Source organism: Modicisalibacter sp. 'Wilcox', assembly GCF_010993675.1.
Classification (GTDB): Bacteria; Pseudomonadota; Gammaproteobacteria; order Pseudomonadales; family Halomonadaceae; genus Modicisalibacter; species Modicisalibacter tunisiensis.
Window position 1 is genome coordinate 20,479 of sequence record NZ_WNXF01000015.1, and the last position, 19,238, is coordinate 39,716.

Below are 19,238 nucleotides of genomic sequence, written 5' to 3' on the forward strand. Positions count from 1 at the left end.
ATCGCCGGACGTGGCCGGCACCGCGCGTCGCCCTCACGGGGACTCTGTCGACGGGGTCTGCCACAGCCGTCGCTGCAGGGCCCGCTCCGCACGCAGGCGCTCGTTGAGCGGCTCGACACCGTGGCGCTCGACCAGGGTGCGGGCCGGCGACAGCAGCGAGGCGCCCAGGCCGGCGCGATGGGTGGGCAACGTGAAGCCCATCGCCTCGAGCAGGGTGGGCAGCACGTCGACCATCGAGGCTTCACGACGAACCGTACCCGGGCGGATGCCGTCGCCGAACAGCATCAGGGTGTTCTCCCGGGGGCCGGCGATCAGCGACTGCCAGGCGGAATTCTTCATCGACAGGTGGTCGCTGGCCACCACCACCAGGGTATCGTCGAGCAGTCCCTCGCGGCGCAGCCGCTCGACGAAGCGGCGCGCCAGCCAGCCGGTGCACTTCACCGAGTAGAGGATGTCCTCGCCGTCGAACGTCCCCTGACGCTCGCGGCAGGCGCGGGCGGGGTGGCCGTAGGGCGGATGGGCGGCCAGGGTGATGGCGAACAGGCCGAAGGGCTGCGGCTGCGCCTTCATCTCGCGGATCCGTTCGGTGGCCAGGTCGAGCAGCGAGTCGTCGTAGAGCCCCCAGCTGTTGAGGTAGTCGGGGTCGGCCAGGCGCCGGCGCAGGGTGTCGCGGCCGAGCACGGTATCGAAGCCGTGCTCGCGATAGTAGAGCCCCTTGCCGGCGAACTGGTTGCTCGCGCCCCCCATGAAGGTCAGGCGATACCCTTGGTCGGCGAGCAGGTCGCCCAGGCAGTCGATGCCCGGCACCACATGCTCCAATGGCTCGAACTGGCTGTCGTGCATCAGCCCGGCCGGCATCAGCGGGGTGCCGCACTGGCTGGCGATCATCCCCGCCATGGTCCAGCCGGTGTTGTCGAGCTGGCGGATGCCGTGGAAGACCAGTCCCGACTCGCCGAGCGCGCGCAGGTCGGCATAGGCGTCGCCGAAGCGCGCGCGGTCCGCATAGGTGGCCTCGGTGCTTTCCAGGTAGAGGTAGATCAGGTCGGGCGGGTCGGCGGGGCTCGCGGCGAGGCGCGGCGGCGTGTAGCGGCGCTCCAGCCAGGCGCCGTCGTCGGCGACGATCGAGGCCCCCTGCAGGGTGAGGCCGAACAGCAGCGGGTTGAAGGCCAGTAGGAAGAGCACCAGCGGCCGTTCCAGCAGGCGCCAGCGGTGATCCGCGCGGACCAGCCAGGTGACGGCGGCCAGCATCACCAGCCCGGCCAGGGTGTAGACCACGGCGGCGATGATGCGCTCGCCGCTGCCGTTCTCGCCGATGCCGGCCTGGAGGTGGAAGACCACCGCGCCGACATCGACCTTGCCGAAGGTGTCGGCCAGGTACAGGTAGATCCACCACAACGCCAGCGGCAGCAGCGACCAGGGCCGGGCGTTCGCGACCCGGCGGGCATGGGGCGGGTCGCCCCAGCGGAACAGCCAGGCCAGGCCCAGCCACAGCAGCAGGGCCGCCAGCGTCCATGCATGGCGCAGGGCCAGCACCGTGGTCGCCGTGTAACCGATGCACAGCCCCAGATAGCCCAGCGCCCACCAGCGGCGGGCCGGCAATCGAATCGACATCGCGAGAATCCTTTCAGGCAATGCCGTTCAGGTTAGCAAGCGCGTCGCCCGGCTGTCATAACGGCGCGGCAGGGTCACGGCGCATCGCCGGCGGGGGGCGTCGTCTCGTTCTCGTGGAGCTCGTTGAGCTTGGCGTACTTCATGTAGGTGCGAAAGGCCGTGGTCAGCGTCACCAGCATGCCGTCGCTGCCCTGAAAGATGCCGCCCTTCAGCAGGAACTTGCGCAGGGCGGCGATGCCGGCATGCAGCGTCGGGCGGACGGCCGACGGCGCGACGCCGCTCTCCTTCATCGCCCAGGCGTCGCGGGTCGAGAGCGCGTCGATGCGCCGGATCCAGTGGGACAGGTCGGTATAGGTGAAGTGATGCAGGTGGGCCCGGGTCTGCTCGACCCGGGGGGCCCGGACCGACGAATGCGCCTTCTTGGGCAGATAGCCGGCCGTGGTGCGGTTGTACAGCCGGGTCACGGCGTCCGGGTAGAAGCCGGCGGCGCGGATCCAGTGGCGTCCCACGTAGTTCTTGCGGCGGAAGGCATAGGCCGTGTTCGGGTCGTCGAGCGCCAGGCGCTCGATCAGGGCGACGGCGTCGTCATCGAGGCGCTCGTCGGCATCCAGCGCCAGGATCCAGTCGTGGCGTGCGAACGGCACCCCGTGGGCCTTCTGCGGGCCGTCCCCCAGGTAGGCCTGGGAAATCACCGTGGCGCCTTCCGCCTCGGCCAGGGCGACCGTGTTATCCTCGCTGAGCGAGTCGACGACGATGAGCTCGTCGCACACCCGCTTGAGCGAGCGCAGGCAGTCGACGATGTTGTCGGCCTCGTTGAGCGTGATGACGATACCGGTGATGGGTGGCATGACGACGTCTCGGGAATCGTGGGCGGTCGCTGACCGTGGACGGAATGCGGAAACGCCCCGGGCGGCGAGCCGGCCGGGGCGTTTCGATGATAGCAACTGACACGCGCTGGGTAACGTCTTGAAGATCCTGCATGTGAATCTGGCCAAGGGCTTTCGTGGCGGGGAGCGACAGACGCTGCTGCTGATCGAGGCGCTGGCGGCCCGCGACGACCTCGAGCAGATCCTGGTGTGTCGGCGGGACTCGCCGCTGCGTGACAGGCTGGCCGATGCGAGCGGCGTGAGCGTCGTCACGGCGGAACATCAGCTGGCGGGGTATGGCGCCGTCGGCCGGGTGGACGTGGTGCATGCTCATGAAGCCAAGGCCGTCCACTGGGCCTGGCTGCACTGGTGCCTGCGCCGGGTGCCCTATGTCATCACGCGACGGGTGGACACGCCGGTGGGCGACAGGCCCCTCAACCGCTGGAGCTATCGGCACGCCGCCAGTCGGGTCGCGATCTCCCGGGTCATCCAGGCGCAGCTGGTCGCCCGTGGCTGGGGGCCGGTCGAGCGGATCCCCAGCGCCCATTCCGATCCGGTGCCGGATCCGGCCAGGACGCGGGCCTTCCGCGAGTCATTCGCCGGCCGCGGGAAAGCCGGCCTCTTCCTCGTCGGCCACGCCGGGGCGCTGGTCGACCGCCACAAGGGACAGCGTGTGCTGCTGGAAGCGGCTCGCCGGCTCGAGACACGCTGTCCCGACATGGCCTTCGTGTTCCTGGGCGCCGGAGCGGACGGCGAGGCGCTGCAGGCGGAATCCCGCGATCAGGACAACGTGTTCTGGCTGGGCTTCAAGGACAACGTCGTCGACTACATCGCCGGTTTCGACGTGTTCGCCTTCCCCTCGCGCAACGAGGGGCTGGGATCGGTACTGCTGGACGTGATGGCCTGCGAGGTGCCTGTCGTCGCCTCCCGCGTCGGCGGAATCCCCGATCTGGTCACGGACGGGGAAACCGGCCTGCTGGTCGAGGCGGGTGACGCCGAGGCCCTGGCGCAGGCCCTGGCGCGACTCCATGATGACAACGCCCTGAGGCGCGAGCTCGCGACCGGGGGGCGACGCCGCGCGGAGGCCTTCAGCCCGCGTCAGATGGCGGCCGCCTACCTGGCCTGCTACACGCGGGCGGTGCGGTCCTGACGGCACGGGCACCGTCAGGCGGTGCGATGGGGCGCGGGAGCGTCGAGGCGCTCGAGCAACCGGGCCCGGCGCTCCCGGTAGGTCGCCGAGGCGGGGTACTTGCCGCGATAGGATTGCTTGGAGATGTACACCTCGTCGATGGCCCCCTGGCTGGAGGCGTGGCGGGCGACTTCCCTGACGCAGGACTGCCAGAGCGAACGGGCCTTGCCGTGGCTGACGGCTTCGTTGAACAGGTAGTGGAAGTAGAAGTAGGGTGCCTGCCCCCGCGACTCCAGCGTCTGCAGGACGCCGTGGCCGGTACGATCCGCGCCCGGGAAGGCGATATCCCGATACTTCCCGGGGCTGACGACGGCCAGGGTCGTGGCGCGCTGCTTGAAATTGTAGGCGGCGAGTTCCTCGAAGAGGGCGCAGGTGATCGGGTTGCCCCGCGAGGAGGCAATGAACCAGTTCTTGATCTGGCGATCCTGCCGCGTTTCCGGCTGCGAGAAGACGAAGAATCCCGATTCTTCGGCATGGGCGGGCAGCCAGTCGTCCAGCGCCTGCCAGCAGAAGGTGGTGCTGTCGACCCAGATGCCGCCGTACCTGGCCAGCAGGTAGGCGCGGATGAAATCGGACCGGTGGGGAGGGCCGATGTCGATCGACAACAGCTTGAAAATGCTGCGAAAATCCGCGAAATCCTGGACGCTGTCGGCGTCAAGACAGGTTATGGTATAGTCCGGATTCAGGGTTTGCCACGACCTCAGGCCCAGCCTGACGACATCGGGTGCCCGGGCCAGTCCCTGCTCCCAGAACACCCAGATGTGTCTGGGGATATCGTGCGAGGAGGCGTCGCGTTCCGCCAGGCGAACCGCTTCCTGCATCGTTGCCAATTCGCTCCGGGCCGTGGTCAGTTCATGGCTCATCGTCCGCGTTCGCTTCGACTGCTCATCCACCGCCCGGGCGTGACGAAGGGGCAGGTTGATCTGTCTTGCGGTGTCCAGATGCCATTGAACCCGGCGTCTCGGCCAGGCCGGCCAGGCGGGTCGCGATGCCCAGCGACGTATGCGTGCGTTCAGGGACTTCTTGAATCGGGAAATCGGCATTGACGGCGGGGCTCGCTGGCAGGAGTCACTGTCGTCGGGACGACAAGGTGGCTTTTCGGTGGTCGGAAATCGACGAGGATATTCATGTTAGCGGTTGTCAAGCATATTTTCGAGCGCTGCCGGGACCGCAGTCTGCCCGTCGTCCTGATACGGCCGAAGCCGATGAGCGAGCCGGCGATTTATCACGGGGACTTTGACCTGCTCGTCCCCGATGAAGTCACCCGCCATTTCTACCGCATCGTTCAGGGGGTCTGCAGCCAGGCGGGCGTGAGTTTCTCGCTGGATCGCAGCAAGCCGACCAAGCATGTGCTGACGCTGCTGTCGACGGAGTCGGATGCTGCCGTGGTCTTCGATATCTGGAACGAGCTGGATATCCGGCACGCCGCCCTGTCCCGCTTTTCCTATATCCCCTGGTCGGCCATCAGGGGCCATTGCGTCGAGGCGGAGGGCGTCTGGCGGCTGACGCCGACCTTCGAGGCGCTGTTCTACCTGTCGCACCTGGGCACCAAGCACAAGCAGCCGGACAACCCCGAGGTCGTGGCGAGGCTCGAGTACTACCGGTGCCTCGAGGGTGTCGAGCCGGACGTTCGTGACCTGCTTTCCCGGGCCGGCGCGGATATCCAGCAGGTGGCCGGCGAGGCCGGTGCCCGGCTGGCCGACATGCAGGTGACCAGGCGTAGCATCGGCCACCGGTTGAAGAACGCCGTGCGCCGAGCCCGAGGCAAGCGCTTCAGGAGGCGCGGATTCATTGCCCTGGTGGGGCCGGATGGCTCGGGAAAGACCACGGTGATCCGCCTCCTGCAGCAGCGTCTTGCCGGATGGCAGTATTATCGCTTCAAGAAGGTGTTCCGGAAATCGCTGCTCTACAAGGGGCTGCTGGGCATCCTGCGGCGCCGTCCCGGGGGCGAGGAGACTGCCAAGAATCAGCTGGATGACCGGTATGCCGGGTACCTTTTCTGGATCGGCTGGTTGTCCGGGTGGAAGCTGCTCTTCCGGGCGAGATGGCTGAAGAGGCTGCTGGTCGATCGCTATTACCTGGACCTGGCCATCTCGGGGTCGCGCCTTGCCGGCAGATCCTTGCGGTATGTCGGCCATGTCGAGCGGAAAATGCAGTGGATGCCCACGCCGCGCGCCATCCTGCAGCTCGATGCCCCCTCGGAGGTGATCATGAGCCGCAAGAGCGAGCTTTCCCCCCAGGCCATCGACGAGTTCCGCGACCGCTACTTCGAACTCATGCTGATGTCCAGGGCCCCCCTGCTGGTGTATGTCAACACCGCCTGCTCGCTGGACGCGGAAGCACGCATCCTGCGAAGAATCGCGCTGTGAGAGGTGGTGATGCTGGAACTGGAAGATAGGCTGCGGCTGGGCGCGGGCAACGAACGCGAGTGCTATATCCACCCGCACGACGCCGCCAAGTGCATCAAGGTAAATCGACCCGGCGTCGTGCACCGGCAGCAGAACCGCATCGAGCGCTACTACTTCCGTCATCTCGAACGGCGGGGCTTGACCGGGCGTTACCTGCCGACATTCTACGGCGAGGTGGCCACCACGCGGGGTCACGGTCTGGTCTTCGAGAGAATCGTCGATCATGACGGGCAGGCGTCGGCCCCGCTGGCGCAGGCGCTGGACCAGGGGACGATCTCCCGGGACGAGGCCCGACGCCTGGCCGATGAACTGTTCGACTTCCTGCTGGAGGAGGGTGTCTGTCTCGGCGACGTGAATCGGGACCAGGTGCTGGTCCGTGATGCCGGGGTACAGTGGAGGCCCGTGATCATCGACGGGCTGGGCACCCGGCGCTATGGCCTCAAGCTGTGGCTGGTCACGCGCTCCAGGAGCCTTTCCAGACGCAAGACGTTGAAAAGCAGGGATGTCTTCATGAGCAAGCTGCTGCCCTGAGGTCGGCTCGAGCATCTTGCCGACGAGCCGGCGTGCGAATGGCTCGGGCCGGCGGTTTATTTAGTCTGCTATCTTTAATTTTTCTTAAGGCTGTCTTAAGATTTAGCGATCTGTCACGTCCTGACGTTGAGGGATCGCTATGCTTGAGATGTGCCGGACGCCGCAAGGAGACCGTGGCGAGCTGCCCCTGCACGATGGCCTGCTCGTCGGCCGGGGAACGGAGAGGGCGTGTTACCGCCATCCGGACAGGACGGATCTGTGCATCAAGGTGACGCATCGCAGGCAGAATCTGAAGCACCAGAATGCCAAGGATTTTGCGTACTTCCGTACCCTGGCCAGGCGCCGGGTCGACTGGTCGCACCTGCCGCGCTGTCACGGCTGGGTCACCACGGACCGCGGGCCGGGGCTGGTCTTCGACCTGCTTCAGGATGACTGGCAGCGGCCGCTGCCCAGCGTGGAGGCCCTGCTGGCGCATCGGCAGGTCTCGCTGGACGAGCTGCGACCGGCCTTCCGGGAACTGCATGACTACCTGCTTCGCAACCGCATCTTCAGCAGCGATCTGCACATCAGCAACATCCTCGCGGAGGCCGACGGGGAGGGGCTGCACCTCTATGTCGTGGATGGCATCGGCGACCGGGACTTCATCAAGCTGGCGTCGCACGTCTCCTTCCTGGGGCGCCGCAAGGTGAATCGCCAGTGGCAGCGCTTCAAGCGCCGTACCCGCACCGCCCTGGCTGCCTGAGGCCCGGGCGGGTCTCACGCTGGCGAGCCAGCACGATAGCCTCTGGCAACGGCGGCCATGTCGTCGGTCGCGGCCGACGAGAACTTTTCGATCGACCGCCCCAGCCGCTTCAGGTTGCGCTGCCGCCAGCCGCCGGGGCGGCGCAGTCGGCAGCGGTCGAGGTCGATCAGCCAGATGCGCTCGTCGGGGGTGATCAGCAGGTTGCGGGCGTTGAGGTCGACATGATCGAGCCCGGCCTCGTGGAAGCGGCGCAGGGTGGCACCGACACGCTCGAGCAGTGCCGGGTCGGCGTCGGCCAGGCAGTCGGCCAGGGCGCGGGCGCCGGGCAGCTTCACCGTCAGCAGCGCGGCACGGTAGCTGATGCGGTGGCGGTGGACCCAGGCCGCCACCGGTCGGGGGACCGGCAGGCCCTGCGCGTGCAGCGTCGCGGTCAGGCGCAGTTCGCGGAAGGCGCGGGAGCGCTCGGCCCCGGTCCACAGGTAGTGGTCCTCGCTGAACCGTGCGGCCTGGCCGCCACGGCGGTACGGTCGCAGTACCCAGGTTTCGTCGGCCACGCCCACCGCCGCGGCATCGACGAACAGGCTGGCACCGCGGCCCGGGGCCTGGCCGGTGATGGCATCGCGCGCCTTCCAGAAGGCGCTGCTGAACCAGGCCGGGCTGATTTGTGGCGGCCGCTCGGCGTCCCATAGAATGCCGGCATCATGTAAGATGAAATCTTTTCCCATCCGAAACGTTGCCAACCGCATGAAGCATCCTCTGCCTGCCCGGCCCGCGCACATCGCGATACTGCGACTTTCCGCGCTGGGCGATGTCTGCAACCTGGTGCCCACCGTGCGTGCCCTGCAGCGCCAGTGGCCCGATGTCCGGATCACCTGGATCATCGGCAAGGGGGAGCACAGTCTACTGACCGGCCTTTCCGGGGTCGAGTTCGTCGTCTACGACAAGGCGACCGGGCTGGCCGGGATGCGGGCGATCTGGCGCCAGCTCGCCGACACCCGCTTCGATGTGCTGCTGCACATGCAGCAGGCATTGCGTGCCAGCGTGCTGTCGCTGGGCCTCAAGGCCGGGGTTCGGGTGGGCTATGACAAGGCCCGGGCCAAGGATGCCCAGCACTGGTTCACGCACCGCCAGATCGCCCCCCGCAAGCGGGCCCACGTGCTCGAGTCGTTCATGGACTTCGCGCGGCTGCTGGGGGTCGAGGACACGCGCCCGCGCTGGGATCTGCCGATCCCCGAGGCGGCCCGTCACGAGGCCCGGCGTCTCACCGGCGAGGCCGCCTATGCGCTGATCAGTCCCTGCGCCAACCCGCGGCTGCGCAACTTCCGCAACTGGTCGGCCGAGGGCTATGCCAGCGTGATCGAGCATCTGTGGAGCCAGCATGGTCTGAAGAGCGTACTGACCGGCGGCGGCAGCGTTCAGGAACGCGAGATGGGCGAGCGCATCCGCGCCCTGGTCGACGCCGAGGCCGTGATCGACGCCATCGGCGGCAGCTCGCTGAAGGGCCTGCTGGCACTGATCGACCAGGCCCGGCTGGTGATCGCGCCGGACTCGGGGCCGGTGCACATGGCCAACGCCCTGGGCCGGCCCACCGTCGGCCTCTACGCCACCACCAACCCCGAGCGGGCCGCCCCCTACTGCTGGCGGCAGGCGGTGGTCAACCGCTACCCGGATGCCGTGCGCACCTTCCTGCACAAGGCCCCCGATGAGGTCCCCTGGGGGCAGCGGGTGCGCCATCCCGATGCCATGAGCCTGATCCGTACCGAGGACGTGACGGCACGCGCCGATGCGCTGCTGGCGTCCACCGACCCTGCTGCCGGAGTTGCCCGATGAAGTTCGACCTGACCGCCCTGGAACAGGCCCGCCTGCTGGTGGTGGGTGACGTGATGCTCGACCGTTACTGGCATGGCGGCACCTCGCGCATCTCGCCGGAAGCGCCGGTACCGGTGGTGCGGGTCGGCGAGGCCGAGGATCGCCCCGGCGGCGCGGCCAACGTGGCGCTCAACATCGCCTCGCTGGGAGGCCACGCGGCGCTGGCCGGCCTGGTCGGCGACGACGACAATGCGCGGCTGCTGGCGCGCTGTCTCGATGCCTGTGACGTGAAGACTCACTTTCAGTCCAGCGCCGCGATTCCGACCATCACCAAGCTGCGGGTGATGAGTCGCAATCAGCAGCTGATCCGCCTGGACTTCGAGGAATCCCTGGCCGAGGTCGACACCACGGAGCTGCTGGCCCGCGTCGAGACGGCGCTGGCGGACACCGATCTGGTCATCCTCTCCGACTATGGCAAGGGCACGCTCGGCCGCGTCGAGGCGCTGATCGGCATGGTCCGGGCCGCCGGCAAGCGCGTGCTGGTCGACCCCAAGGGGCGCGACTTCCGTCGCTACCGCGGTGCCAGCGTGATCACCCCCAACCTCGGCGAGTTCGAGGCGGTCGTCGGTCCCTGCCGTGACGAGGTCGAGCTGGCCGAGAAGGGCGAGCGGCTGCGCGCCGAGCTCGAGCTCGAGGCCTTGCTGATCACCCGCAGCGAGAAGGGCATGACCCTGATCCGCGCCGATCACGCGCCGCTTCATCTGCCGACCCGGGCGCGCGGGGTCTTCGATGTCACCGGCGCCGGCGACACCGTGATCGGCGTGCTGGGCCTGGCGCTGGCCGCCGGCCACGCCTTCCCCGAGGCGATGACGCTGGCCAACCTGGCCGCCGGGCTGGTGGTGGCCAAGCCGGGCACCGCGACGCTGTCGATCGCCGAGCTCTACACCGCCCTGCACGGCGACAAGCTCGCCGAGTTCGGGGCCATCCAGCCCGCGGCGCTGCGCGAGGCGGTGCGCGCCGCCCAGGCCCGCGGCGAGCGGGTGGTGATGACCAACGGCTGCTTCGACATCCTGCATGCCGGCCATGTCGCCTACCTCGAGCAGGCCCGTGCACTCGGCGACCGGCTGATCGTGGCGGTCAACGACGACGCCTCCGTGGCACGCCTCAAGGGACCGCGCCGGCCGATCAACCCGCTCGCGCGGCGCATGCAGGTGCTGGCCGGGCTGCAGGCGGTCGACTGGGTGGTGCCCTTCAGCGATGATACCCCGGCCGCGCTGATCGGCGCGGTGTTGCCCGACGTGCTGGTCAAGGGCGGCGACTATCGCCCCGAGGCGATCGCCGGCGGCGAGGCGGTCATCGCCAACGGCGGCGAGGTGCGCGTGCTGGGCTTCGAGGACGGTGTCTCCACCACCGCCATGATCGGCACCATCCTCGACCGCGAGCGCTGAGTCGTGCGCCGTGCCGACTGGGTTCGCGCCGCCTACGACGGCGCCCTGTACCTGGCCTCGCCCCTGATCTGGCGGCGTATCTGGCGTGAGTCGGTGCCCACTCGCCCGCGGGGCGAACGGCTCGGCTTGATACCGGCGCGCCCGCCCGGGCCGCGCCTGTGGGTGCATGCCGCCTCGGTGGGCGAGGTGGTCACCGCCGCCTCCCTGATTCGGGCGCTGCTGACCCGCCATCCCGAGGCCGAGCTGGTCGTCACCACCATGACGGCGACCGGGGCGGCGCGCGTCGAATCGCTGTTCGGCACTGAAGTGAGTCATCACTTTCTGCCGCTGGACTTCCCCGGCGCCACGCGGCGCTTCCTCGCGAGGCTGGCACCGACCCTGGCGATCATCGCCGAGACCGAGCTATGGCCCAACCTGCTGCATGCCTGCGCCGCTCACGGCGTACCGGTAGCGATCGCCAACGGCCGGCTCAGCGACGGTGCCTTTCGCACCTATCGGCGCTTCGCCACGCTGAGCCGCGACATGCTGCGTCACGTCGACTGGATCGGTGCCAAGGCGCCGGCCGATGCCGAGCGCTTCCGGGCGCTGGGCTGTCCGGATGCGCGCGTCGAGGTCACCGGCGCGCTCAAGTTCGACCTGCAGGTCGATGCGCGCCTGCGCGAGGAGAGTGAGCGCCTGCGAACCGCCTGGGGTCGGCGCTTCGTGTGGGTGGCGGGCTCGACCCACCCCGGGGAAGAAGAGGCCGTGCTGGCGGCGCACGCCCGGGTGTGCCGGCGCTATCCCGAGGCGCTGCTGGTGCTGGTGCCGCGCCATCCCCAGCGCTTCGAGGCGGTGGCCGAGCTGTGCCGGGCGCGGGGCGAGCGGGTGGCGCGTCGCTCCCACGGCGAGGCCCCCGACACCGGGACCCGCGTGCTGCTCGGCGACACCATGGGTGAGCTGATGCACTTCTACGCCGCCGCCGACGCGGCCTTCGTCGGTGGCTCGCTGGTGGCGGTCGGCGGGCACAACCTGCTGGAACCGGCGGCGGTGGGCACCCCGGTGCTCAGTGGTCCCTGCCTGGACAACCTGCGCGAGATCGCCGAGACGCTCGCCGAGGCCGGGGCGCGGCGCGAGGTCGCCGACGCCGAGGCGCTGGCCGGGGCGTTGCTTGCGCTGTTCGACGATGAGACGGCACGCCGCCGTCTGGGCGAGGCCGGCCGGGCGGTGGTGGATGCCAACCGTGGCGCCCTGGCGAAGACACTGGATGAAGTGAGTGCTCGCTTCGATCAGGCGCTGGCGGGGCGCGGCCCCGCCGGGGATGAAGGCGAGACTCAGCGCGTGTAGCGCTCCACCCCCTGCGCGGTACCCAGCAGCAGCACATCCGCGGCACGCCGCGCGAACAGCCCGTTGGTGACCACGCCGACCAGGTTGTTGAGTTCGGCTTCGGTCCGTGCGGGATCCTCGAACAGGGCGTCGTAGCAGTCGAGGATCTGGTTGCCGTTGTCGGTGACCACGCCGTCGCGATAGACCGGCGTCATGCCCAGCTTGACCAGTTCCCGGGCCACGCAGGAGCGGGCCATCGGAATCACCTCGATGGGCAGCGGGAAGCCGCCCAGCACCTCGACCCGCTTGGAGGCATCGGCGATGCACACGAAGCGCTCGGCGCAGGCGGCAACGATCTTCTCGCGGGTCAGCGCCGCGCCGCCGCCCTTGATCATCTCCAGGCGTGCGTTGATCTCGTCGGCGCCGTCGACGTAGACGGGCAGCGGCCCGGCATGATTGAGCTCGAAGACCTCGATGCCGTGGCCGCGCAGGCGCTCGGCGGTGGCCTCGGAACTGGCCACCGCGCCGCGGAATTCGTGCTTGAGGCGGGCCAGCGCGTCGATGAAGCGGTTGGCGGTGGAGCCGGTGCCGACACCGATCACCGTGTCGGCGGCGAGCAGCGGGCGGATCTCGTCGATGGCGGCGTCGGCGACGGCCTGCTTGAGTTCGTCCTGGGTCATGATGGCGCTCGTTGGTGGATGGCGGCGCCATTATAGGCGAGCCGTCGGCGGCTGTGGATGGCACGGCCGGCGCTGCCAACTGGACGAGTTCCCCTTTAGTCTGCTACCAATAGATGTTCACCATTCCGGGTGCAAGGCCCACGCGACGCGCGATTCTCAGGAAACCAGGATGCTCGAAGACACCGTCAAGAAGATACTCCAGGCCCGCGTTTACGAGGCGGCCCGCGAAACCCCCCTCTCTCCCGCTCCCTTCCTGTCCCGCCGTCTCGACAACCAGATTCTGATCAAGCGCGAGGATCTGCAGCCGGTCTTCTCCTTCAAGGTGCGCGGCGCCTACAACAAGATGGCCCAGCTCAGCGATGCGCAGAAGGCCAAGGGCGTGATCGCCGCCTCCGCCGGCAACCATGCCCAGGGGCTGGCGCTGGCGGCCAAGCAGCTGGGCGTCAAGGCGGTGATCGTGATGCCGCGCATCACCCCGGAGATCAAGGTCCAGGCGGTGCGCGCCCGCGGCGCCAAGGTGGTGCTCAAGGGCGATGCCTTCAGCGAGGCGCAGGAACATGCCCAGACGCTGATCGCCGAGCACGGTTACACCTACATCCCGCCCTTCGATGACATCGACGTGATCGCCGGCCAGGGCACGGTGGGCATGGAGATCCTGCGCCAGAACGCCGGGCGCCTGGATGCGATCTTCGTGCCGGTGGGTGGCGGCGGCCTGATCGCCGGCATCGCCGCCTACGTCAAGTACCTGCGCCCCGAGGTCAAGGTGATCGGCGTCGAGTCCGAGGATAGCGCCTGCCTCAAGGCCGCCCTGGAGGCCGGCGAGCGGGTGGTGCTCGATCAGGTCGGGGTGTTCGCCGAAGGGGTCGCGGTCGCCCAGATCGGCGAGGCGCCCTTCGCCATCCTGCGCGGGCTGGTCGATGAGGTGATCACCGTCAATACCGACGAGATGTGCGCCGCGGTCAAGGACATCTTCGAGGACACCCGCGCCGTGTCCGAGACTTCCGGGGCGCTGTCGCTGGCCGGGCTCAAGAAGTACATCCAGCAGACCGGCGCCTCCGGCGAGACGCTGGTCTGCATCAACTCCGGGGCCAATACCAACTTCGATCGCCTGCAGCACATCGCCGAGCGCACCGAACTCGGCGAGCAGCGCGAGGCGATCCTGGCGGTGACGATTCCCGAGCGGCCGGGCAGCTTCAAGAAGTTCTGCCGCATCATCGGCAAGCGCATGGTCACCGAGTTCAACTACCGCTACGCCGATCTCGAGCACGCCCATATCTTCGTCGGCGTACAGGTCAAGCCGGGCGGCGACGACCGGGCCGAGGTGATCCGCAAGCTGCGCGATGCCGGCTACCCGGTCGAGGACCTCACCGACAACGAGCTGGCCAAGCTGCATATTCGCCATCTCGGCGGCGGACGCCCCAAGGAGCACTTCGAGGAGGAGGTCTACCGTTTCGAGTTTCCCGAGCGTCCCGGCGCGCTGATGAACTTCCTCACCCACCTGCCGGCCGACTGGAACATCTCGCTGTTCCATTATCGCAACCACGGTGCCGCCTACGGGCGCGTGCTGGTGGGCATGCAGGTGCCCAACGGCGATCGGGCACACGTCGAGGAGTATTTCGAGCGCATCGGCTATCGCTTCTGGAAGGAAACCGACAACGTGGCCTACCGGCTATTCATGGAATAGCGCCCAAAGGCGGGGCCATTTCCCCGGTGTGTGTGCTTGCTTACGTCAAAAGCCCCGCCTTTTGCGGGGTTTCCCGATTTCCTGGAATGAGAAGGGCTTGTCATCCTTATGGCTCAGCCCTATAGTCGTGCGCATCATTCAACAATAAGCTGTTAACACGACAACCTGGGGAGCGGTCATGAAGCGCAAGCCTGACCTGGTCATGGCACTGGTACTCATTTTCGGTTTCGGGGTGGTGGCCACGGGCTATGCACAGACGCTGATCGGTACCTGATCGCCACCTTTCCCCGCCACACGACACCGCCGCCGTGGTCCTGCCACGGCGGCGGTGTCGTTTCAGTCAGGCTGAAAGGGGCCGCTCAGGGCTCGGGGCGCACCACACGACGGTCGCTGACGATGGCGTCGAGAGGGATATCCCAGCCGGCCACGGGCAGTTCGTCGACGCGCTGGCAGTCGTGGGCCACGCCGATCAGCCGCGGTCGCGGGCGGCGCCGGCGCGTGAAGGCGAAACTGCGATCGTAGAAGCCGCCGCCCATGCCCAGGCGGTTGCCGTGATCGTCGAAGCCGACCAGCGGCATCAGCACCAGGTCCAGCGCCCAGGGCGGCAGCTGACGCGCGTGGTGCGCGCCGTGGCGGGTGTCGGGCTCGCGGATGCCGAAGCGGTTGCTCACCATCGGCGTGCCGGCATGGTAGTGAACGAACCACAGGCGATTCTCGGCCAGGGGGCGCAGCACCGGCAGGTAGACGCGGACGCCCCGGCGGCGCAGCCAGTCGATCAGCGGCGTGGCATCGATCTCGGCGTCGTTGGGCAGGTAGAGGGCGACGTGCCGGGCCCGCTGCACTTCCGGCAGGCGGCGCAGGCGTCGACACAGGGCCTCGGAGGCCTGGCGCTGCTGGCGCGGGCTCAGGGCGCGACGGCGCTGACGCAGGGTGCGTCGAAGGGCGCGGCGCTGGGCGTCACGGGTCACAGGCTCGGTCACGGGATTCCATCGGCGGCAGGTGTTCAGTGGAGTTCCCCGGAGTGCCGCTGTCGTTCTGGCCCTTGAACCCATAGGTTCAAGGTGGGTGGCCGCAGACAGACCGTCAGGCTTTCCGTCGCACGGACATGCACACGGGCCTGTCTAGCATTTGGCCCCCTGGGTACTGCGCATAGGCTCGAGGGACGTCAACGACTGGCGTACACACCAGGGAACCTCTTCATCCTATCAGAGCCACGCTGCCGGCCAAAGGGCTGTTTTTGCGACGAGTGTCCCGGAGCGGGTCACGACGAGGGCGTGGCATTGCCCAGGGCGCGGGCCAGGCGCTGATCGAGACGTTCCAGCTGCGCCTCGCGAGCCTGGTTCTCGTCCCGTGCCTGAAGCAGCTCGTGGCTGATGTTGAGGGCTGCCATCAGCGCGACCTTCTCGGTGGCCATCGTCGGGCTGTGGGTCTGAACGCCCTGCAGCGCCCGGTCGAGATAGCGCGCCGCGCGCTGCAGCCCGGCTTCCTGGTCGGGAGGACAGGCAATCACGAAACTGCGTCCCAGCAGGGTGATCTCGACGGTCGACCGGTTGTCGTCGCTCATGCCAGTCTCCTGGAGGGGCCAAGCCCTGGCCCGTGCGATAAGATGAAACGGTTCGAGCACTATAGAGAGGCGCCGATAGCGGGTCAACGCGCCGGGAAGGCGTGCCGCGCCGCCTCTCGCCAATCACGGGAGACCGGCATGTCCATCATCAACGAGCAACTCGACTTTTCCACCGTGGCCGATGTCTTCCTCGCCCACGGCAGCCTGCAGTCACCGGCCTTCCTGGACGGTCGCCTGGCCGCCGCGCTGGCGCTTCACGACCTGTCCGCCGACGCCTGGCTCGAGACGGTGTGCCAGGCGATGGGGGTCGAGCAGCCCCGCGACCGCGACGACGCCGAGGTGCTGCTGGCCTGGCGGCGCCAGGCGCTCGATGCGCTGTCCGCCGCGTCGCTCAACTACGAGCCCCTGCTGCCGGACGAGCTGTTCTCGCTGGCCGAGCGGGCCCGTGGGCTGCGCGAATGGACGCTGGGCTTTCTCGAGGTGGTCGGCGAGGTCGGAGCCGAGGCGCGCGATGCCTGGTCGCCCAACCTGCGCGAGGCGATCGAGGACCTGGAAACCCTGGCCAACCTCGACGAGCTGGCGATCGACGACACGCCCGAAAACGAGAACGACCTGTTCACCCTGACCGAGCATGCGCGCATGGCGGCGATGCTGCTCTACACCGAGCAGCACCCCGGCAAGCCGCAGGTCGAGCAGGCCGAGCCGAGCGACGACACCACGCCGTCGAACTGAGCCCCCCACGCCGCCCATTCCTGTCCAGGAGCGATCATGGCCCCCGAACCCCTCGCCCGCCCGTGCGCCATCGGGCCCGACGAATACCGCGCCCGCCGCGAGGCGCTGATGCGCGGGCTGCCCGCCGCGAGCGCCGTGCTGCTGCCGGCGGCCGCGCTGGTCACGCGCAGCAACGACAGCGAGTATCCCTTCCGCCAGAACAGCGACTTCCACTACCTGACCGGCTTTCCCGAGCCGGACGCCCTGCTGGTGCTGCTGCCCGGCCGTGCCGAGGGCGAGAGCGTGCTGTTCTGTCTCGACAAGGATCCGGCCCAGGAGGCCTGGACCGGCATCCGCATCGGCGCCGAGGCCGCCACGCAGCGCTTCGGCGTCGACCAGGCGTTCGCCAATGCCGAGCGCGAAGAGCGCCTCGAGGCCCTGCTCGACGGACGCGAAACCCTCTACCTGCCCCTCGACGACCCGGAGGCCGTGGCCCTGGCCGAGGACGTGCGCCGCGCCCTCAAGGCCCGCGCGCGGCGTGGCGCCGTGGCGCCGCGGGCGCTGGAAGACATCTCGGTTCGGCTCCACGAGCAGCGGCTGATCAAGAGCGATGCCGAGCTGGCCCTGATGCACCATGCCGCACGCATTTCCGCCCGGGCCCACGTCCGCGCCATGCAGGCGGCGCGCCCCGGCCGCCACGAGTACCAGCTGCAGGCCGAGCTCGAGCACGAGTTCCTGTGGCAGGGCGCCGCCGGGCCGGCCTACGGCACCATCGTCGGCGGCGGTGCCAACGCCTGTGTGCTGCACTATGTCGAGAACGCCGCGCAGCTGGCCGCGGACACGCTGGTACTGATCGACGCGGGGGCCGAGTTCGAGGGCTACGCCGGCGACATCACTCGCACCTTCCCGGTCTCGGGGCGCTTCAGCGACGCCCAGCGCGCCGTCTACGCGGTGGTGCTGGCCGCTCAGGAGCGCGCCGTGGCCGCGGTGCGCCCGGGGGCGACGCTGGTCGAGATTCACCAGGGCGTGGTGCGCGATCTGACCCGCGGGCTGATCGAGCTGGGGCTGCTGACGGGTGATCTCGAGGCCCGCATCGAGGACGGCAGCTATCGCCGCTTCTATCTGCACTCCACCTCGCACTGGCTGGGGCTGGATGTGCATGACGTCGGCGACTACCGCGTTGACGGTGAGCCCCGCCCACTGGCGCCGGGCATGGTGCTGACCGTGGAGCCGGGCCTCTACCTTCCCGCGGACGAGGATATCCCCGCGGCCCTGCGCGGCATCGGCATCCGCATCGAGGATGACGTGGCGGTCACGGCCTCGGGGCACGAGGTGCTGACGGCCGACGTGCCCAAGCGGGTGGCGGAAATCGAGGCCCTAATGGTCAATAATTGACCGGCATGATGGTGCCTGGCTTGCGCAATACGTAATAATCGTAATTTCGTATCAACAGTTACACCCGGGAGGTGGGATGGCCAGTGAGTCGGTGGATATCGCCATTGTCGGCGGCGGCCTGGTCGGCGCCAGCCTGGGCTGCGCGCTGGCGCCGCTGATCCGGCGGGCGGGGCTGCGCGTCGCGGTGATCGAGGCGGCGCCGCTCGGCGAGTCGCGCACGGCGGACTACCAGCCGAGTTTCGATGCGCGGGCGAGCGCCATCGCCCAGGGATCGCGCCGCCACTTCGCGGCGCTCGATCTGTGGCCGGCCCTGGCCCGCGAGGCCACCGCCATCGACACCATCCACGTCAGCGAACGCGGACGGCTGGGCGCCGTGCGCCTGAGCGCGGCCGAGATGGGCGTCGAGGCGCTGGGCTACGTGCTGCCCAATGCCTGGCTGGGCCGGGTGCTGCACGAGCGCCTGGGCGAACTGCCGCTGCACTGGCACTGCCCGGCGACGGTCGAGTCGCTGGCCCCGCGCGATGGCGGGCATCGCCTGACGCTCTCGGACGGCCATACGCTGGATGCCGGGCTGACGGTGCTGGCCGATGGCGGCCGCTCCGGGCTCAAGGAGCGGTTGGGAATCGACAGTGACGCCACGCCCTACGAGCAGAGCGCGCTGATCGCCACGCTGGAGGTCAGCCGGCCGCATCGCGGCATTGCCTACGAGCGTTTCACACCGGATGGCCCGCTGGCGCTGTTGCCCATGCCGGGTCGGCGCATGGAGCTGGTGTGGACCCACGAACAGGGCGCCGAGAAGGCTACGCTGGCGCTGTCCGACGGCGACTTCCTGGCGCGCCTGCAGAAGGCCTTCGGCGAGCGCGCCGGACGTTTCACTCGGGTCGGCCGGCGGCACGTGTACCCGCTGTCGCTGGTCACCGCGCGCGAACCGGTACGCCCCGGGCTGGCGGTGCTCGGCAATGCGGCTCACGCCCTGCACCCGGTGGCCGGTCAGGGCTTCAATCTGGCCCTGCGCGGCGTGATGGATCTGGTCGGCGCCCTCGAGCAGGGGCTGGCCGACGGCCTCGCGCCCGGCGACATGGCGGTGATGCAGGATTTCGAGGCGCGCCGCGCCGCGGACCGGCACAACGTGATCCGCTTCAGCGACGGGCTGATCCGGCTGTTCGGCATCGACCACCCATTGCTGTCGCACGCCCGGGCCGCCGGGCTGGTCGGGCTCAACCTGGTCGGCCCGCTGCGGCGCACGCTGGCGCGTCGGGCGATGGGCGTCGAGCGCTAGCGATGCCGGGCAACCATAC

18 protein-coding genes and 1 other RNA gene are annotated in these 19,238 nt (G+C 68.8%); 11 read left to right on the forward strand and 8 right to left on the reverse strand.

Going from position 1 to position 19,238, the window contains the following annotated elements:
- Nucleotides 1-33: 33 nt before the first annotated feature.
- On the reverse strand, nucleotides 34-1,611 hold the full coding sequence (locus tag G7A98_RS13420; protein WP_163650192.1) for a sulfatase-like hydrolase/transferase: 1,578 nt from the start codon (nucleotides 1,609-1,611) through the stop codon (nucleotides 34-36).
- Between the two features lie 74 nt (nucleotides 1,612-1,685).
- Nucleotides 1,686-2,459 carry a glycosyltransferase family 2 protein gene (locus tag G7A98_RS13425; protein ID WP_163650193.1) on the reverse strand — a complete coding sequence of 258 codons (774 nt, stop codon included), beginning with the start codon at nucleotides 2,457-2,459 and terminating at the stop codon, nucleotides 1,686-1,688.
- A 118-nt stretch (nucleotides 2,460-2,577) separates the two neighbouring features.
- Here G7A98_RS13425 and G7A98_RS13430 point away from each other — a divergent pair, with 118 nt between their 5' ends.
- Nucleotides 2,578-3,627, forward strand: a complete 1,050-nt coding sequence (locus G7A98_RS13430) for a glycosyltransferase (RefSeq protein WP_163650194.1) — start codon at nucleotides 2,578-2,580, stop codon at nucleotides 3,625-3,627.
- A gap of 14 nt (nucleotides 3,628-3,641) precedes the next feature.
- Here G7A98_RS13430 and G7A98_RS13435 read toward each other — a convergent pair whose 3' ends face one another.
- A complete protein-coding gene (locus G7A98_RS13435) occupies nucleotides 3,642-4,529 on the reverse strand; it encodes a capsular polysaccharide synthesis protein (RefSeq protein ID WP_163650195.1) in 888 nt (295 codons plus the stop codon).
- A 342-nt stretch (nucleotides 4,530-4,871) separates the two neighbouring features.
- On the opposite strand from G7A98_RS13435, the gene G7A98_RS13440 reads away from it, so the two are divergent.
- From G7A98_RS13440 to G7A98_RS13450, 3 genes are all read left to right on the forward strand, one after another.
- Nucleotides 4,872-6,035: a hypothetical protein gene (locus tag G7A98_RS13440; RefSeq protein WP_163650196.1), complete on the forward strand. Its 1,164-nt coding sequence runs from the start codon at nucleotides 4,872-4,874 to the stop codon at nucleotides 6,033-6,035.
- A 9-nt stretch (nucleotides 6,036-6,044) separates the two neighbouring features.
- Nucleotides 6,045-6,605, forward strand: a complete 561-nt coding sequence (locus G7A98_RS13445) for a YrbL family protein (RefSeq protein WP_163650197.1) — start codon at nucleotides 6,045-6,047, stop codon at nucleotides 6,603-6,605.
- A gap of 148 nt (nucleotides 6,606-6,753) precedes the next feature.
- The gene (locus G7A98_RS13450) at nucleotides 6,754-7,347 is read left to right on the forward strand and encodes a YrbL family protein (RefSeq protein ID WP_240464757.1); all 594 of its coding nucleotides are present in this window, start codon (nucleotides 6,754-6,756) and stop codon (nucleotides 7,345-7,347) included.
- A 14-nt stretch (nucleotides 7,348-7,361) separates the two neighbouring features.
- Here the strand turns inward: G7A98_RS13450 and G7A98_RS13455 are convergent, their stop codons facing one another.
- Entirely contained in the window at nucleotides 7,362-8,072 is a 711-nt protein-coding gene (locus G7A98_RS13455; protein ID WP_240464752.1) for a 3-deoxy-D-manno-octulosonic acid kinase, read from the reverse strand.
- A gap of 19 nt (nucleotides 8,073-8,091) precedes the next feature.
- Between G7A98_RS13455 and G7A98_RS13460 the strand changes: the two genes are divergently transcribed.
- From G7A98_RS13460 to waaA, 3 genes are read left to right on the forward strand one after another with little or no spacing between them, the layout of a single operon-like run.
- The gene (locus tag G7A98_RS13460) at nucleotides 8,092-9,177 is read left to right on the forward strand and encodes a glycosyltransferase family 9 protein (RefSeq protein WP_163650200.1); all 1,086 of its coding nucleotides are present in this window, start codon (nucleotides 8,092-8,094) and stop codon (nucleotides 9,175-9,177) included.
- Nucleotides 9,174-10,604, forward strand: coding sequence for a bifunctional D-glycero-beta-D-manno-heptose-7-phosphate kinase/D-glycero-beta-D-manno-heptose 1-phosphate adenylyltransferase HldE (gene hldE, locus G7A98_RS13465; protein ID WP_163650201.1), 1,431 nt, complete (start codon nucleotides 9,174-9,176; stop codon nucleotides 10,602-10,604). Before G7A98_RS13460 ends, hldE begins: the two co-directional genes overlap by 4 nt.
- A 3-nt stretch (nucleotides 10,605-10,607) precedes the next feature.
- Nucleotides 10,608-11,927 carry a lipid IV(A) 3-deoxy-D-manno-octulosonic acid transferase gene (gene waaA, locus G7A98_RS13470; RefSeq protein ID WP_163650202.1) on the forward strand — a complete coding sequence of 440 codons (1,320 nt, stop codon included), beginning with the start codon at nucleotides 10,608-10,610 and terminating at the stop codon, nucleotides 11,925-11,927.
- Here waaA and rpiA read toward each other — a convergent pair.
- On the reverse strand, nucleotides 11,915-12,586 hold the full coding sequence (rpiA, locus tag G7A98_RS13475) for a ribose-5-phosphate isomerase RpiA (RefSeq protein WP_163650203.1): 672 nt from the start codon (nucleotides 12,584-12,586) through the stop codon (nucleotides 11,915-11,917). The genes waaA and rpiA overlap by 13 nt on opposite strands.
- Before the next feature lies 1 nt (nucleotide 12,587).
- On the opposite strand from rpiA, the gene ilvA reads away from it, so the two are divergent.
- Entirely contained in the window at nucleotides 12,588-14,270 is a 1,683-nt protein-coding gene (gene ilvA, locus G7A98_RS13480; protein WP_163650258.1) for a threonine ammonia-lyase, biosynthetic, read from the forward strand.
- Nucleotides 14,271-14,629: 359 nt separating this feature from the next.
- On the opposite strand, the gene G7A98_RS13485 is transcribed toward ilvA, so the two are convergent.
- From G7A98_RS13485 to G7A98_RS13495, 3 genes are all read right to left on the reverse strand, one after another.
- Nucleotides 14,630-15,250 (reverse strand): 5-formyltetrahydrofolate cyclo-ligase, encoded by a 621-nt coding sequence (locus tag G7A98_RS13485; protein WP_205596274.1) that lies wholly within the window; start codon nucleotides 15,248-15,250, stop codon nucleotides 14,630-14,632.
- A 29-nt stretch (nucleotides 15,251-15,279) separates the two neighbouring features.
- A non-coding RNA gene (gene ssrS, locus G7A98_RS13490) (6S RNA) lies at nucleotides 15,280-15,464 on the reverse strand.
- Nucleotides 15,465-15,531: 67 nt separating this feature from the next.
- Entirely contained in the window at nucleotides 15,532-15,834 is a 303-nt protein-coding gene (locus tag G7A98_RS13495; protein ID WP_163650204.1) for a cell division protein ZapA, read from the reverse strand.
- A 138-nt stretch (nucleotides 15,835-15,972) separates the two neighbouring features.
- Between G7A98_RS13495 and G7A98_RS13500 the strand changes: the two genes are divergently transcribed.
- The 3 genes from G7A98_RS13500 (at nucleotide 15,973) to ubiH (ending at nucleotide 19,219) form a co-directional block, all read left to right on the forward strand.
- A complete protein-coding gene (locus tag G7A98_RS13500) occupies nucleotides 15,973-16,566 on the forward strand; it encodes a UPF0149 family protein (protein WP_163650205.1) in 594 nt (197 codons plus the stop codon).
- Nucleotides 16,567-16,602: 36 nt separating this feature from the next.
- Nucleotides 16,603-17,940, forward strand: a complete 1,338-nt coding sequence (pepP, locus tag G7A98_RS13505) for a Xaa-Pro aminopeptidase (RefSeq protein WP_163650206.1) — start codon at nucleotides 16,603-16,605, stop codon at nucleotides 17,938-17,940.
- 76 nt (nucleotides 17,941-18,016) lie between these two features.
- Nucleotides 18,017-19,219: a 2-octaprenyl-6-methoxyphenyl hydroxylase gene (gene ubiH / locus G7A98_RS13510; RefSeq protein ID WP_163650207.1), complete on the forward strand. Its 1,203-nt coding sequence runs from the start codon at nucleotides 18,017-18,019 to the stop codon at nucleotides 19,217-19,219.
- Nucleotides 19,220-19,238 lie beyond the last annotated feature (19 nt).

Bases quoted from the DNA above. Each gene is read 5' to 3' on its own strand.
- G7A98_RS13420 (WP_163650192.1), bottom strand. From the start codon at position 1,611: ATGTCGATTCGATTGCCGGCCCGCCGCTGGTGGGCGCTGGGCTATCTG.
- G7A98_RS13425 (WP_163650193.1), bottom strand. From the start codon at position 2,459: ATGCCACCCATCACCGGTATCGTCATCACGCTCAACGAGGCCGACAAC.
- G7A98_RS13435 (WP_163650195.1), bottom strand. From the start codon at position 4,529: ATGAGCCATGAACTGACCACGGCCCGGAGCGAATTGGCAACGATGCAG.
- G7A98_RS13440 (WP_163650196.1), top strand. From the start codon at position 4,872: ATGAGCGAGCCGGCGATTTATCACGGGGACTTTGACCTGCTCGTCCCC.
- G7A98_RS13445 (WP_163650197.1), top strand. From the start codon at position 6,045: ATGCTGGAACTGGAAGATAGGCTGCGGCTGGGCGCGGGCAACGAACGC.
- G7A98_RS13450 (WP_240464757.1), top strand. From the start codon at position 6,754: ATGTGCCGGACGCCGCAAGGAGACCGTGGCGAGCTGCCCCTGCACGAT.
- G7A98_RS13455 (WP_240464752.1), bottom strand. From the start codon at position 8,072: ATGGGAAAAGATTTCATCTTACATGATGCCGGCATTCTATGGGACGCC.
- G7A98_RS13460 (WP_163650200.1), top strand. From the start codon at position 8,092: ATGAAGCATCCTCTGCCTGCCCGGCCCGCGCACATCGCGATACTGCGA.
- hldE (WP_163650201.1), top strand. From the start codon at position 9,174: ATGAAGTTCGACCTGACCGCCCTGGAACAGGCCCGCCTGCTGGTGGTG.
- rpiA (WP_163650203.1), bottom strand. From the start codon at position 12,586: ATGACCCAGGACGAACTCAAGCAGGCCGTCGCCGACGCCGCCATCGAC.
- ilvA (WP_163650258.1), top strand. From the start codon at position 12,588: ATGGCGCTCGTTGGTGGATGGCGGCGCCATTATAGGCGAGCCGTCGGC.
- G7A98_RS13495 (WP_163650204.1), bottom strand. From the start codon at position 15,834: ATGAGCGACGACAACCGGTCGACCGTCGAGATCACCCTGCTGGGACGC.
- G7A98_RS13500 (WP_163650205.1), top strand. From the start codon at position 15,973: ATGTCCATCATCAACGAGCAACTCGACTTTTCCACCGTGGCCGATGTC.
- pepP (WP_163650206.1), top strand. From the start codon at position 16,603: ATGGCCCCCGAACCCCTCGCCCGCCCGTGCGCCATCGGGCCCGACGAA.
- ubiH (WP_163650207.1), top strand. From the start codon at position 18,017: ATGGCCAGTGAGTCGGTGGATATCGCCATTGTCGGCGGCGGCCTGGTC.